This window comes from Streptomyces sp. NPDC093094 (assembly GCF_044754345.1).
Classification (GTDB): domain Bacteria; phylum Actinomycetota; class Actinomycetes; order Streptomycetales; family Streptomycetaceae; genus Streptomyces.
Map to the genome: position 1 here is coordinate 333824 of NZ_JBIVOX010000007.1, position 14434 is coordinate 348257.

Here is a 14434-nt window from a genome sequence, read left to right on the forward strand (position 1 = left end):
TCACTCCTTGGCCACAGGTACGGAACCCCGTCCCGGCAGCGGCGGCGTACGGTCGGCGACGCGCGCCGCGATCACCGCCCGGCATCTGCGGACCGACCGGTGGTGGCTGGCGCCCGCCGCCACCGCCGCCGGTCTGCTCGCCTTCGTCGTCTACTCGACCTGGCGCGCGTTCGCCAATGCGGACTACTACGCGGCCCCCTACGTCTCGCCGTTCTACTCGCCGTGCCTGGCGGAGAACTGCGAGACGATGCAGGGCGGCCCCAACTGGGAACTGTTCGGGAGCTGGTGGGGCATCTCCCCCGCGATCATCATCCTGATCTTCCCGCTCGGCTTCCGCCTCACCTGCTACTACTACCGCAAGGCCTACTACCGGGGCTTCTGGGCGTCCCCGCCGGCCTGCGCGGTGGCCGAGCCGCACGCCAGGTACACCGGTGAGACCCGCTTCCCGCTGATCCTGCAGAACGTCCACCGGTACTTCTTCTACACCGCCGTCCCCGTCGCCGGGATCCTGACCTACGACACCGTGCTGACCTTCCGCGACGAGAACTACGCGTGGGGCCACATGGGCCTCGGCACGGTCGTGTTCGTGGTCAACGTCGTGCTGATCTGGGCGTACACGCTGTCCTGCCACTCCTGTCGGCACATCGTCGGAGGCAAGCTCAAGCACTTCTCCCGGCACCCCGTGCGCTACCGCATGTGGCAGCTGGCCGGACGGCTCAACGCGCGGCACATGCTGCTGGCCTGGGCCTCCCTGGTGAGCGTGGCACTCACCGATTTCTACGTGTATCTCGTCGCGTCCGGCGCAATCGAGGATCCGAGGTTCTTCTGATGCCCGTGGTGGACCACCAGGAGTGGGACGTCGTCGTGGTCGGTGCGGGCGGCGCCGGACTGCGCGCCGCGATCGAGGCCCGCGAGCGCGGCGCGCGTACGGCGGTGATCTGCAAGTCCCTGTTCGGCAAGGCGCACACGGTGATGGCCGAGGGCGGCATCGCCGCGGCCATGGCCAACGCCAACGAGCACGACGACTGGCGGGTCCACTTCCGCGACACCATGCGCGGCGGCAAGTTCCTCAACCAGTGGCGGATGGCCGAGCTGCACGCCCAGGAGGCCCCGGACCGGGTGTGGGAGCTGGAGACCTGGGGTGCGCTGTTCGACCGCACGAAGGACGGCAGGATCTCGCAGCGCAACTTCGGCGGCCACGAGTACCCGCGCCTCGCCCACGTCGGCGACCGCACCGGCCTCGAACTGATCCGCACCCTCCAGCAGAAGATCGTCTCGCTCCAGCAGGAGGACCACCGGCGGACCGGCGACTACGAGTCCCGGCTGAAGGTCTTCCAGGAGTGCACGGTCACGCGCGTGCTCAAGGACGGCTCCGGCCGGGTCTCGGGGGTGTTCGCCTACGAGCGCGAGTCCGGCCGCTTCTTCGTGCTGGAGGCGCCCGCGGTGGTCGTCGCCACCGGCGGCATCGGCAAGTCGTTCAAGGTGACGTCGAACTCCTGGGAGTACACCGGCGACGGTCACGCGCTGGCCCTGCTCGCCGGGGCCCCGCTGCTGAACATGGAGTTCGTGCAGTTCCACCCGACCGGCATGGTCTGGCCGCCGTCGGTGAAGGGCATCCTCGTCACCGAGTCGGTGCGCGGCGACGGCGGGGTGCTGCGCAACTCCGACGGCAAGCGGTTCATGTTCGACTACGTCCCGGACGTCTTCAAGGAGAAGTACGCGCAGAGCGAGGACGAGGCCGACCGCTGGTACGACGACCCGGACAACAACCGGCGCCCGCCCGAGCTGCTGCCCCGCGACGAGGTGGCCCGCGCGATCAACTCCGAGGTCAAGGAGGGCCGGGGCTCCCCGCACGGCGGGGTCTTCCTGGACGTGTCGACCCGGATGCCGGCCGAGGTGATCAAACGGCGGCTGCCGTCGATGTACCACCAGTTCAAGGAGCTGGCGGACGTCGACATCACGGCCGAGGCGATGGAGGTCGGGCCCACCTGCCACTACGTGATGGGCGGCATCGCCGTCGACTCCGACACCGCCGCCGCACGCGGGGTGCCGGGGCTGTTCGCGGCCGGTGAGGTGGCGGGCGGCATGCACGGCTCCAACCGGCTCGGCGGCAACTCCCTGTCCGACCTGCTGGTGTTCGGGCGCCGGGCGGGCCTGCACGCGGCCGAGTACGCGGCGGCGCACACCGAGCGGCACGAGGTCTCCGAGGCCGAGGTGAACCTGGCCTCGGCGGAGGCGCTGCGGCCCTTCTCCGCGGAGACGGAGGGCGAGGCGGGCCCGCCGGAGAACCCCTACACCCTGCACCAGGAACTCCAGCAGACCATGAACGACCTGGTCGGCATCATCCGCCGCCAGGCCGAGATGGAGCAGGCCCTGGAGAAACTGGCGGAGCTTCGCGTACGGGCCCGGCGGGCCGGCGTCGAGGGGCACCGGCAGTTCAACCCGGGCTGGCACCTCGCCCTGGACCTGAGGAACATGCTGCTGGTCAGCGAGTGCGTGGCGCGGGCCGCGCTGGAGCGCACCGAGTCGCGCGGCGGGCACACCCGCGAGGACCATCCGGCCATGGACCGCGGATGGCGCAACGTCAATCTGCTGTGCCGGCTCACCGACCCCACGGGCGGGCTCGCGGCCACCGATCCGGTGCGCGGGCAGATCGCCCTGGACCGCGAGACCACCCCGTCCGTCCGCCCGGACCTGCTCGCCCTCTTCGAGAAGGACGAGCTGGTCAAGTACCTCGCCGAAGAGGAGCTGTACGAGTGAGCGGCTACCAGGCCCGGTTCAAGGTGTGGCGGGGCGACCAGGACGGCGGCGGACTGACGGACTTCGAGGTCGAGGTCCACGACGGCGAGGTCGTGCTGGACATCGTCCACCGCATCCAGGCCACACAGGCGCCGGATCTCGCGGTGCGCTGGAACTGCAAGGCGGGCAAGTGCGGCTCCTGCTCCGCGGAGATCAACGGGCGGCCGCGGCTGATGTGCATGACCCGCATGTCGGTCTTCGACCGGGCGGAGACGATCACGGTGACGCCGCTGCGCGCCTTCCCCGTCGTCCGCGACCTCGTCACCGACGTCGGCTTCAACTACGCCAAGGCGCGCGAGGTCCCGGCCTTCGTGCCGCCCGCGGGGCTGGCGCCCGGCGAGTACCGGATGATGCAGGAGGACGTGGACCGCTCGCAGGAGTTCCGCAAGTGCATCGAGTGCTTCCTGTGCCAGGACACCTGCCATGTCGTGCGCGACCACGAGGAGAACAAGGCCGCGTTCGCGGGGCCGCGCTTCCTGATGCGGGTCGCCGAGCTGGACATGCACCCGCTGGACGCGGCCGCCGAGACCGGCCTGGACCGCAAGAGCACCGCCCAGGACGAGCACGGCCTCGGCTACTGCAACATCACCAAGTGCTGCACCGAGGTCTGCCCCGAGGGCATCCGCATCACCGACAACGCGCTGATCCCGCTGAAGGAGCGGGCCGTCGACCGCAAGTACGACCCGCTGGTGTGGCTGGGCTCGAAGATCGGAAGACGCTCCGGCAAGGGCTAGGGCCCTTCTGACGGATCTCCGTGGGAGCGGGAGCGGCGTTCGGTGCGTGCGACCGGCGTGCGGTGCGGAGGGTCGTGCGGTGGAGCCGCCCGGCCCTTCGCGCCGTGCGGCCGGGGGCACCTCCCGCGCCCTTGAGGCAGTGGGGGAGTGCGTGCGTGCCGGGCGTCGCGACGCCGCGGAGACCCGTCAGAAGGGCCTTGGGGACCGTCGGGCGGGCGTACCCCGGTAGCGGGGGGTCATATCGGGTCATACGCTCACCGATGTGACGCCATCCACGTTCCGCGGGCGGCCCCGGCGGGCCAGGGGCCGGATATCCGTGCGCGTGGCCCACGCCGTGCTCGGCGCGGCCGCCGGGCTGATGTGGCTGGTGCTGGCGGCGCCCGCGACGGGCACCGGCGTGACCGGCGCCGGGCCCGCTCCCGTCGTGGTCGCGCAGGAGCCCGGCGACGACAGCACGGCGACGGCCGACCTGGTCCTCCCGCTGATCGCGGCCGCCGCGGCGAGCGCCCTCGCGGCCTACGGCTATCTGCGCCGCACCCGCCGTGCCCGCACCCCAGCCACGCCGCGCGGCGCCCCGTCACACGACGACGCACCGCGCCCCGCGCCGCCCGGTCCGGCCGCGCCGCCGGACGGCGAACCGGAGGAGCGCTGTCTGCGGGCCCTGGTCGCGGCGGACGACAGCGTGCGGACGAGCGTGGAGGAACTGGCGTTCGCCCGCTCGGCCACGGAGAACTGGAGCACACCTGCCGGACCCGGCCACCGGGCCTCACCGGCCGCACCGGCCTCACCGGAGACCGGGAACGCAGACGCCGAACCCGGCCGCCGGGCCGGACCGGCGCCGACGGAAACGGGGAACGCAGACACCGAGACCGGCCACCGGGCCGGGCGTGCCTCACCGGAGACCGGCAGCACGACCACCGAACCCGGCCACCGGGCCGCACCGGCCGCACCGGCCTCACCGGAGACCGGGAACGCAGACGCCGAACCCGGCCGCCGGGCCGGACCGGCATCGGCGGAGACCGGCAGCCGGGCCGGACCGGTGGCGGTGGGGGCCGAGGACGGCGTCCACGAGCCGTTCGGGCGGGCCGTCGCGGAGGCCGAGGAGGAGCTGGCGGCCGCCTTCCGGATCCGGCAGCGGTACGACGAGGGGGTGCCGGAGGATCCGGCGGCCCGGCGGCACGCGCTCGCGGGGATCGTCGGGCGGTGCGGGGAGGCGGGGCGGCGGCTGGACGCGCAGGCCGCCGCGTTCGACGCCCTGCGCGATCTGGAGGGCGCCGGGCTCGGCCCCGCGCTGGAGGTCGCGGAGGGCAGGTTCCGGCAGCTCGCGGGCCGCACCGCGGCGGCGGAGGCGGTGCTGGGCGATCTGGCCGTCCGCTTCCCGCCGGCCGCCCGGGCCCCGGTCACCGGGTACACCGAACAGGCCAAGGACCGCCTGGTGTTCGCGACCACCCGGCTCAACCAGGCCCGGCAGTCGGCCGACCTCGGCGGTCCCGGCCGTGCCGCCGCCCATCTGCGGGCCGCCGAGGCGGCGATCACCCAGGCGGCCGTCCTCCTGAACGCCGTCCACCGCGTCCACGCCACGCTGGCGGAGGCGGCGGACCTGGTACCGGCCGCGCTGACCGGAGCGGAGCGGCTCGCGGCGGGCGTACGGTCGTCCGCGGGCGGGCCGCCCGCGGAGGTGCCGGCCGGGGAGCTGCGGGCACGGGTGGCGCGGCTGGACCGCGTGCTGGCCGGGGTGCGGGAGGAGTCGGCGGCCGGGGTGTACGACCCGGTGGAGGCGTTGCGGCGGATCGTGCTGACGGCGGTGCCGCTGGGGGGCGGGCGGGACGGGGTGCTGGGGGCGGCCTCGCGGCTGGTCGCGCGGGAGAGCGTCGCGGACGCGGCCGGGTTCGTCGCCACGCACCGGGGCGCGGTCGGCGCTCAGGCCCGCACCCGGCTCGCGGAGGCCCGGCGGCTGCTCGCCGCGGACCCTGACGGATGGCCGCGGGCCGACGAACTCGCCCGGCGGGCACGGCAGCTGGCCGAGCAGGACGTCCGGGTGCACGGCCACCCCCTCACCGAGGCGCACGCCCCCGGCACCGGTCTCGCCGGAGCGGTCCTCGGGGGCGTCCTGCTGGGGGACCCGCCGGGCACCCCCGCGAGCTTCGGCGGACCGGACACCCGGGGCCGCCGCACCACGGCGCCCCCGCCCTGACCCGGCGGGGACCGTCGTGGCCCGTGGCGCTCAGAACAGGCTCAGCAGGGCTTCCGCCGGATCGATCGGGGCGTTCTCCCCGTCGGGCAGGGGCAGTTCGAACCAGACGGTCTTTCCGCGCGGCGTACGGCGGGAGCCCCAGGCCGCGCTGAGGAGGCCGACGAGCTGGAGGCCCCGGCCGCCCTCGTCGGTGTCACGGGCGCGGCGACGGCGCGGCTGGACGAGGCCGGAGTCCCAGACCTCGCAGACCAGCGTGCGGTCCAGCAGCAGCCGGAGTCTGATGTCTCCCTCGCCGTAGCGCAGCGCGTTGGTGACCAGCTCGCTGACCAGCAGCTCGGTGGTGTCGACGAGCGGCTCCATGTCCCAGGACAGCAGCTGCCCCCGGGCGTACTCACGGGCGCGGCCCACACTGCGTGGCTCACGCGGCAGCGTCCAGTCGCCGACGGACTCGGCGGGCAGGCCCTGGACCCGGGCCATGAGCAGGGCGATGTCGTCCTCGCCGTGATGGGTGTCGAGGGTGTTGAGGACGTGGTCGCAGACGTCCTCCAGCGGCCGGGAGGGATCGGTGAGCGCGCCGACGAACGCCTGGAGCCCCTCGTCCAGCGGATGGTCGCGGGACTCGACGAGGCCGTCGGTGTAGAGGGCCAGCAGGGCCCCCTCCGGCAGCTCGACCTCGACCTCCTCGAACGGCTCCCCGCCGACGCCGAGCGGCATGCCGGGCGGCACGTCGAGCATCAGTGCCGCCTCGCCCGGTTCCACCAGCACCGGCGGCAGATGCCCCGCGTTGGCGAAGGTGCAGCGCCGGGTCACCGAGTCGTAGACCGCGTACACGCAGGTCGCGAGGTACACCTCGGACAGGTCCGCCTCGCGGGGGCGCCGCGCGGCCCGGGTGGCCTGCTGCACGCCGCCGGGGGCGCCGAGCCCGCGCGCGATCTCGTCCAACTGGGACAGCACCTCGGCGGGTTCCAGGTCGAGCAGGGCCAGGGTGCGTACCGCCGTGCGGAGTTCACCCATCGCCACGGCCGCGCGCAGCCCGCGGCCCATCACGTCGCCGACCACCAGGGCCGTACGGTGGCCGGGCAGTTCGATGACGTCGAACCAGTCGCCGCCGACCTCGCTGGGGCGCCCGGTGGAGGCGTTCCCGGGCAGGTAGCGGCAGGCGATGTCCAGGCCGGAGGCGACAGGGTCGCCGGGCGGGAGCAGGGACCGCTGGAGTATCAGCGCCCGCTCGTGCTCGCGCCGGTAGAGCCGGGCGTTGTCGATGCAGACGGCCGCGCGCGCGGCGAGTTCCACGGCGAGGTCGCGGTCCCGGTCGCCGAACGGCTCGCTGCCCTTCGTACGGGCGAACTGGACGAGTCCCACGACGGTGTCGTGGGCGACCATCGGCACGGCCAGCGTGGACTGGACGAGGGCGCCCTCCTCCGCGGGGACGCTGCGCGGGCGGGCGGTGCGCAGGGCGTCCGCACAGGGCGAGTTGAAGGAGAAGTGGTGGACCGCGCCGACGGTGACGGCGGTTCCGGCACCGGTGAAGGGAGCGTCGGACACGGCGCTGGCGAAGGCGACGCGGCGCAGTTCCGCGCTGCCGTCGGCGAGCCCGGGCGGGGTCTCGTCGCCGGCCAGCAGGCCCTGGTAGAGGTCGACGGTGGCGAGGTCGCAGAATCCGGGGACGACGACGTCGAGGAGTTCGCGGGCCGTGGTCTCCAGGTCGAGGGAGTTGCCTATGCGCGCGCCGGCCTCGTTCAGCAGGGCGAGGTTGCGGCGGGCGGCGGCGGCCTCGCGGGCGGCCTCGCGGCGGGCGGTGACGTCGGTCCCGACCCAGGCGATGCCGATGGGCCGGCCGCTGCCGCTGTGCACGCGGTAGAGGTTGACGGACCAGTGCCGGCGTTCGTCGGAGCCGGGCACGTAACCGGTGACGTGCATGTCGGTGATGGAGTCGCCGGTCTCCAGGACGCGGCGCAGCGTGGCGGAGACGCGGTCGGCCTCGGCGCGCGGCAGATAGTCGTGAACTCCCTTGCCGCGGTGGTCGTCCGGGGTGCCGCCGAAGATGGAGGCGAACCGCTGGTTGGCCCGCCGCACCTTGAGGTCCGGGTCGATCAGCAGGAAACCGAACGGCGATTGGCCGAAAATGGCCTGTGAGGCGGCGAGGTCGGTCTCGATGGTGCGCAGTACGCGGACGTCGACGACGATGCAGACGGCGGCCTTGGCGCCGTCCATGGTGCGGGTCGGCATCACATAGACCTCGGCGACCCCGTCGGGCCCGCGGCGGCCGTCCGGTCCGTCGGGCAGCCGGAAGGGGATCACCCCGGTCCACTCCCGGCCGTCGAGGATCTCGGCCATCTTGCGCTGGCCGCGCTCGCGCCGGTCGGGGTGGACGAAGCTCTCGATCGGGTCCATGCCGACGGCCCGCTCGGCCGGGATGCCGAAGATCTGCTCGGCGCGCAGGCTCCACTGGTCGACGAGTCCGTCGGGGCCGATGGAGAAGGAGGCGACCTTGATGTAGTCGTACATGGAGCCGGGCGGACTGCTCTGCCACATCGGGTCTCCGCCGGGCACGCCGGAGCCGAGGGCGGCCCCGGACTCCGCACTCGCGCCGTCCGACGGGTCCTCGAACTCCGTGGCCTTCGCTGGTATCTCGCTCACGCGAACCGTCCCCTCCAGCTCACCGCGTCCGGCACCGGTCACCGGCGGCGGCTGCCCGCAGTATCCAGTACAACGGGGCCGCACAACACGGTGTTCACGATCACAGCATGGTCCAGGTGTTTTTCGGACCCTGCTGCGAGAACACTTCCAGACTTCTAACCAGCGCACACGCCGTCGAATCACACCCGCGGGCACCTGTCCGCGGCCGGGCCGGGTCCTTCGACGGGAACGCACCGGCTGTACACCCGTGCCACCCCGGGAAGCCGTGCCCCCGGGGCGGGTTCAGCCGGGCACGGCGAGTTCGAACCACACGGTCTTTCCGTCCGCGCCGGGACGGGTCCCCCAGCGGCGGGAGGTGGAGGCCACCAGCTGCAGTCCGCGCCCGCTCTCGTCCTCCGGCCGGGCGGCGCGCTCGCGGGGCATGTCGGGCAGCGGGTCGGAGACCTCGACGAGGAGGGTCTCGGGGAGTCCGGCGGGGTGCACCAGGCGGACGCCGATGGGGCCGGTGGCGTGTCTGAGGGCGTTGGTCACCAGCTCGCTGACCAGGAGGGCGGTGATGTCGCCGACGCTGTCGAGGTTCCAGCCGTGCAATTGGCGGCGGACGCAGGAACGGGCGGTGCGCACGGCGCCGGGGTCTGCCGGAAAGGTCCACTCGGCACAGTCGCCTTCGGTGTCGATCACACCCGATCACTTCCCAGGCCAGCGAGCCCACCCATGTCCGTTTTCATGGGTTTAATGGGGACATACCCGATATCGGGCTACCGCTACCGTTCCGGGCGGCGCACTGTGGCCCGTACGGCGTGCACGGCGCGAGCCGCCGCTCCCGCCGCACACCTCACGCGCCCCACCCCATCGCGGCGACCTCCCGCACGGCCGGCACGTCCTGGTCGAGCCAGTCGACGTCCCACAGCTCCCCGGGCGCCAGCCAGCGCAGCTCGTCGTGGTCCTCCAGGGGCTCGGGCTCCCCCGCTCCGGGCAGCAGCCGGGCCGCCCACACCTGGAGCACGTAGGGCGGCCTCAGCGGCCACTCCCCCGGCACCCGCGCGAGCACCTCCGCGCCGACGCCCAGTTCCTCGCGCAGCTCCCGCACCAGGGCGGCCTCCGGGGCCTCGCCCGGCTCGACCTTGCCGCCGGGCAGCTCCCAGCGCCCGGCCAGCTCGGGAGGCGCACTGCGGCGCGCGGCGAGCAGCCGCCCTCCGTCGATCAGGGCGGCGCCCACGACCACGGTCCGTTCCGTCATGCACCGGAGCCTACGGGAGGCCCGGACGGTCAGTTCCGCGAGGCGTTGCCGTTCGGGCTGACGCGTTCGACCGAGTAGAGCTGCTTGTGACCGCGCACGTCGAGGCTGTCCGCGATCTTCTGGGCCTCGGCGCGGGTGGCGTACCGGCCCACGCGATAGCGATTGCCGTTGTCGTCCTGGCGTATGACGAGCCAGGGCAGGGGGATGGTGCCGCCTTCGGTCATCGCACCCCTCCACATCCCGTCCGCGGTCCAGGCCGCGGTCCGCCCCCTGAGGAAACCGCACTCCGCATATGCCCGAGCCTACGCCCTACCTTCACGGAGCGAACACGGCTTTTCACAAAGAGATACCCGAGGGGTATGCAACCGGCCAGTAACTCCGGGGCGCACAACGGCGAGCAGGCCGCCCGCGCGCTGCGGCGCACGCCTTTCGCGGCGCGGCGCACACACCCTGGGCGACCTGCAAGGACGACCGAAATTCAACGGGGCGCACCACGGGGTGCGTTGAGCGCCCCGGCGGGCAACTCCCGCACCGGTGTGCGCTACTTCACCGGAAGGTGGTACGAGACGCGGTAGCGGTCGGCCGGGATGACCACGTCCGCGGTCTCCACGGGGCGTCCGGAGGCGTAGAAGGTCCGGTGGACGACGAGGACGACATGGCCGGGGACACCGCCGAGGGCGAGCAGTTCCTCGGCGAGGCCGGGGCGGGCGCCGACCTCCTCGGTGACGTTGTCCACGATCACGTCGATCGCCCGCATGCGCTCGACGACGCCCATGCCGCCGAGGGGGCCCTCCTCGGGCAGCATCACCGGGGTGCGGCCGGTGACGGCGAGGGGCTCCCAGGAGGTGGAGAGCATCATCGGCTCGCCGGCCTCGCGGTAGACGTAGCGCGTGCACATCACGCGGTCGCCGGGCCGGATGCCGAGCCGCTCGGCGACGGCCCCGCTCGCCTCGGCCTGCTCGCTCCTGGACTCCCAGGTGCCGCGCGCGCCCGCGTCGGCCTGCTCCTGCCGGAACGGGGTCGCGCCGCCGGTCGGGCGGTAGCCGGAGCGGGCGACACGGCGGGGCACGGGGCGCTCGCGCACATAGGTCCCGGAGCCGGAGCGGCCCTCGACCAGGCCCTCGGCCATGAGCACCTTGCGCGCCTCCAGGGCGACCGTGTCCGAGACGCCGTACTCCTCGCGGATGCGGGCCTGCGAGGGCAGGCGGGTGTGCGGGGGCAGCGAACCGTCGACGATCTTCTTGCGGAGATCACCCGCGACACGCAGGTAGGCCGGCTGCTCACCGAATGTCACTGGCCGCTCCCATCAGGTTCTACAGACAGCAACAGCCTGACAACCGTGGGTTGAGCCGTGCAAGCAAAGGCCAGAGAATCACTCGATGTGATGACTTGTGGCCGCGAGGGGCTTTACGCAGGCACTTTCTCCCCGCTATAGCCGCGATCACACCTGCCGGGGCTCAGACGTCGAGGGCGCCCCCGCCGCTTCCGCCGTCCCCGCCGTCCTCCGCGCCGTCACCGTCGTCGTGGTCGTACGCCGGCGGGGTCGTCGAGAGCTCCAGCGTCTCGCGGGCGTCGAGGGTGGCGCCCCCGTCCACGAAGTCGTAGCCCGCCTCGTAGTGCCGGAAGAACACGTCCGGGTCGGTGGCCCCGGCGGCCCTGCCGAAGTCGTCGGCCGAGGACTCCAGTTCGGCGGCGAGCGCCTCCAGGGGCTCCTCGGCGCCGGCCGGCCAGGGGTGCGCGCGCAGCGCGGCGGCCTGCTCGTCGAGGGCGCCCTCCATGTCCTGCGCCCACCCGGTGTTCGCGTCGAGATCCTCGTCCGGGTACGCCTCGGGCTCCTTCTCCAGGACCGCGTCGAGGGCGCGGACCGACTCCAGGTAGGCGAGCTGGTGGGGGTCGAGCGTCGTCCCGTCCGTGCGCAGCGAGCCGGTCAGCGAGCCCTCGGCGTCGGTGTTGCCGAAGACGCAGGTGATCTCGTGGTCGCCCAGTCGCCAGCTCTGCCGGGTCGGGGTCAGGTAGTACACGTCGACGTCCTCGGGCAGGGCCCAGGCGTCCAGGACGTAGTCGCCCACCAGCGCGTAGCACTTGTCGTCGGCGATGGCCGTGAGGCGGCCGTCGCCGGGGAAGCCGTCGTCCGGGACCTCGACCACCGCGAAGACCTCCCCGTCGTGCCGGCCCGCGCAGGGCACCTCGTCGACGTCGTGGGCCAGGCCCTCCAGGGAGCCGGTCGTGGTGTCGAAGCACTCGCCCCGCTCGGCCGAGAACAGCGTGGAGCTGTCCCGTGCGGCGTCCTTGAACCCCTCCCGGAAGTCGGTGGCGGCACCGGTGGTGAAGAACAGCACCCACAGGACGACGCCGACCGTGGAGAGCGCACCGCCGGCGACCGCCATGCCGCGTCCGCGCTCCCCTCTGCGCCTGATCTGCCCCAGCGCCACCAGTCCCAGCACCAGGCCGAGCGCGGGCACGAAGCAGAGGACGCCGAGCACCAGCGCGGCGATGGCGAGGCCGTTGACCGGCGGGCGGGCCGGGACGTGGGGCGGCCACGGCTGGAAGGGCTGCGGCCCGTAGGGCCCGGGAGCGGGGTACCGGCCCTGCGGGCCGGGTGGCGGGTACTGGCCGTGCGGTCCGGACTGCGGGTACTGGCCCTGAGGTCCGGGCTGCGGCGGTGTGGACACGGGTACCGTGCTCCTGGTTCGGCGGGCGGAACTGGCGTGCGGCAGAACTGACGTACGGCTGGGCGCATCGTACGGGTGACGCGGACGGCGGCGGAACGCTGCTCACGAACCGGACAATCGACGCGGTCCGCCGACCGGCCGACGCGCCTCGCCCCCGCGGGGCCGGGTGCGGGACCCGGGATCCTCCGCGGGGGCGAGGGCGTGCGACGGGGCGGCGTCAGAACTGGAGCGCCCAGGAGTCGACGCGTCCGGTGTCGAGGTTCGCGTTGTCGCTGACCCTCAGCTTCCATGTGCCGTTCGCGGCCTCGGACGAGGCGTTGACGGAGTAGGTGGTGTTGATGTTGTCCGCGCTGCCGCCGGTGCCGTAGCCCTTGAGGGTGTACGCCGTGCCGTCGGGGGCGATCAGCTGGACCTGGAGGTCGCCGATGTAGGTGTGGACGATGTTGACCTGCACGGCGAGCGTGGCGGGGGCGTTGCCGGAGACACCGGAGACGGTGACGGGCGACTCGACGGTGGCGTTGTCGTCGATCGCGTAGTCACCGGTGTTCTCGAAGCGCGGCCCGGGCGGGTTGGGCGTGCCGCCGCCGACGTACAGGAGGCGGTTGGGCGAGCCGCTGCCGGGGCTGGTGACGACGTTCGGCGTGGCCGCGTTCACCAGGGCCGTGCTCACCTGTGCGGGAGTCGCCGTCGGGTTGCCGGACAGGTACAGCGCCGCCGCTCCGGCGACGTGCGGGGTCGCCATCGACGTACCGGAGATGGTGTTGGTGGCGCTGTCGCTCGTGTTCCACGACGAGGTGATCGAGGAGCCGGGCGCGAACAGGTCCAGCGCCGAGCCGTAGTTGGAGTAGCTGGCCTTGGCGTCCGTGCTGGTCGTGGCGCCGACGGTGATCGCCTCGGCGACGCGTGCGGGCGAGCGGGTGGAGGCGTTGGTGCTCTCGTTGCCGGCCGCGACGGCGAAGGTGACTCCGGCGGCGACGGCGTTGCGCACCGCGGTGTCGAGGGCCGTGTCGGCCCCGCCGCCGAGGGACATGTTGGCGACGGCCGGCTTGACCGCGTTGCGGGCGACCCAGTCGATGCCCGCGACGACCTGGGCGGTGGTGCCGGAACCCGAGTTGTTCAGCACGCGCACGCCGACGACACGGGCCTTCTTCGCGACACCGTAGGCGTTGCCCGCGACCGTGCCGGCGACATGGGTGCCGTGGCCGTTGCCGTCCTGGGCGGTGTTGTCGTTGTCGACGGCGTCGTAGCCGTAGGAGGCACGGCCGCCGAAGTCGCTGTGGGTGATGCGGACACCGGTGTCGATGATGTACGCGGTGACGCCCTGTCCGGCGGAGTCCGGGTAGGTGTAGGAGCTGTCCAGCGGGAGAGCGCGCTGGTCGATGCGGTCCAGGCCCCAGGACGGCGGGCTGGGCTGGGTCGCGTCGATGTGGAAGGTGCGGTTCTGGACGACGGAGGCGACGGCCGGGTCGGCCGCGAGGCGCCGGGCCTCGGTCTCGTCGGCGTGGATCTCGTAGCCGTTCAGCGCCTTCCGGTACGTCCGCTCGATCGTGGCTCCGTACTTCGCCGCCACGGCGCGGCCCTGGGCGGTGCCGGAACGGGCCCGGTCGGCCTTGAGGGTCACGATGTAGCTGTCGGCCACGGCGTCGGCCGCGCCCGCGTACTGGATGCGGCCTTCCGCAGCGGCGGGAGCCGCTCCGGCGGGCAGGGCGGAGACGAGACCCGCGGCGAGCGCGGCACTCGCCGCGACACCGATCGCGGCCAGTCTTCGTCGGGGGGCTCCGCCGGACCTGCGCATCGCTGCCATCTGAGGGATCCTCCTCGTTCGGTGGTGCGCTGCTGGTGGGGGACGGTGCGTCGAGCAGACACCGCGAGCACGACAGGGGCATGTCAATCCGCTGTGGCGCTCCTGTGCGTCAGCCGAAAGGTTGAGGGGTCCGGAGGAATTGCACAAGGGCCCTGCAGGGACGTAACACACAAGCCACACAACAGACATGACTGAGCGTCAGCAACAGGCCGGCACCCGGCGCCGACTCCCGGACCCGCCCCGCCCGGCTCCCGGACCCGCCCCGGCGCCGCCCCTCGGACCCTCCCCGTCCGGTTCCGGACCCGCCCCGCCCGGCTCCCGGGCCCGCCCCGGCGTCACCCCTCGGATCCA

General features: G+C 73.2%; 11 protein-coding genes. 4 read left to right on the forward strand and 7 right to left on the reverse strand.

The window, feature by feature from the left end; genetic code table 11:
• The first annotated feature begins 7 nt into the window (after positions 1-7).
• The 4 genes from ACIQGV_RS17590 (at position 8) to ACIQGV_RS17605 (ending at position 5727) form a co-directional block, all read left to right on the forward strand.
• Positions 8-829, forward strand: a complete 822-nt coding sequence (locus tag ACIQGV_RS17590) for a hypothetical protein (RefSeq protein ID WP_402495600.1) — start codon at positions 8-10, stop codon at positions 827-829.
• Positions 829-2760: a fumarate reductase/succinate dehydrogenase flavoprotein subunit gene (locus ACIQGV_RS17595; RefSeq protein WP_402495602.1), complete on the forward strand. Its 1932-nt coding sequence runs from the start codon at positions 829-831 to the stop codon at positions 2758-2760. Before ACIQGV_RS17590 ends, ACIQGV_RS17595 begins: the two co-directional genes overlap by 1 nt.
• A complete protein-coding gene (locus ACIQGV_RS17600) occupies positions 2757-3533 on the forward strand; it encodes a succinate dehydrogenase/fumarate reductase iron-sulfur subunit (protein ID WP_402495604.1) in 777 nt (258 codons plus the stop codon). Before ACIQGV_RS17595 ends, ACIQGV_RS17600 begins: the two co-directional genes overlap by 4 nt.
• Positions 3534-3795: 262 nt before the next feature.
• Complete coding sequence (locus ACIQGV_RS17605) at positions 3796-5727, forward strand: hypothetical protein (RefSeq protein ID WP_402495606.1); 1932 nt, start codon at positions 3796-3798, stop codon at positions 5725-5727.
• Between the two features lie 30 nt (positions 5728-5757).
• Here the strand turns inward: ACIQGV_RS17605 and ACIQGV_RS17610 are convergent, their stop codons facing one another.
• The 7 genes from ACIQGV_RS17610 to ACIQGV_RS17640 form a co-directional block, all read right to left on the reverse strand.
• Positions 5758-8367 (reverse strand): SpoIIE family protein phosphatase, encoded by a 2610-nt coding sequence (locus ACIQGV_RS17610; RefSeq protein WP_402495607.1) that lies wholly within the window; start codon positions 8365-8367, stop codon positions 5758-5760.
• A gap of 282 nt (positions 8368-8649) precedes the next feature.
• On the reverse strand, positions 8650-9048 hold the full coding sequence (locus ACIQGV_RS17615) for an ATP-binding protein (protein ID WP_402495609.1): 399 nt from the start codon (positions 9046-9048) through the stop codon (positions 8650-8652).
• A gap of 154 nt (positions 9049-9202) precedes the next feature.
• Positions 9203-9607 (reverse strand): (deoxy)nucleoside triphosphate pyrophosphohydrolase, encoded by a 405-nt coding sequence (locus ACIQGV_RS17620; protein WP_402495611.1) that lies wholly within the window; start codon positions 9605-9607, stop codon positions 9203-9205.
• Between the two features lie 29 nt (positions 9608-9636).
• Entirely contained in the window at positions 9637-9831 is a 195-nt protein-coding gene (locus tag ACIQGV_RS17625) for an SPOR domain-containing protein (protein ID WP_402495613.1), read from the reverse strand.
• A gap of 317 nt (positions 9832-10148) precedes the next feature.
• A complete protein-coding gene (locus ACIQGV_RS17630; RefSeq protein ID WP_402495615.1) occupies positions 10149-10901 on the reverse strand; it encodes a GntR family transcriptional regulator in 753 nt (250 codons plus the stop codon).
• A gap of 163 nt (positions 10902-11064) precedes the next feature.
• Complete coding sequence (locus ACIQGV_RS17635) at positions 11065-12279, reverse strand: DUF4190 domain-containing protein (protein ID WP_402495618.1); 1215 nt, start codon at positions 12277-12279, stop codon at positions 11065-11067.
• A gap of 217 nt (positions 12280-12496) precedes the next feature.
• A complete protein-coding gene (locus ACIQGV_RS17640) occupies positions 12497-14083 on the reverse strand; it encodes a S8 family peptidase (RefSeq protein ID WP_402495621.1) in 1587 nt (528 codons plus the stop codon).
• Between the last annotated feature and the right edge of the window lie 351 nt (positions 14084-14434).

Coding starts and splice junctions, on each gene's coding strand:
- ACIQGV_RS17595 (WP_402495602.1), top strand. CDS start 829: ATGCCCGTGGTGGACCACCAGGAGTGGGACGTCGTCGTGGTCGGTGCG.
- ACIQGV_RS17620 (WP_402495611.1), bottom strand. CDS start 9,607: ATGACGGAACGGACCGTGGTCGTGGGCGCCGCCCTGATCGACGGAGGG.
- ACIQGV_RS17625 (WP_402495613.1), bottom strand. CDS start 9,831: ATGACCGAAGGCGGCACCATCCCCCTGCCCTGGCTCGTCATACGCCAG.
- ACIQGV_RS17640 (WP_402495621.1), bottom strand. CDS start 14,083: ATGGCAGCGATGCGCAGGTCCGGCGGAGCCCCCCGACGAAGACTGGCC.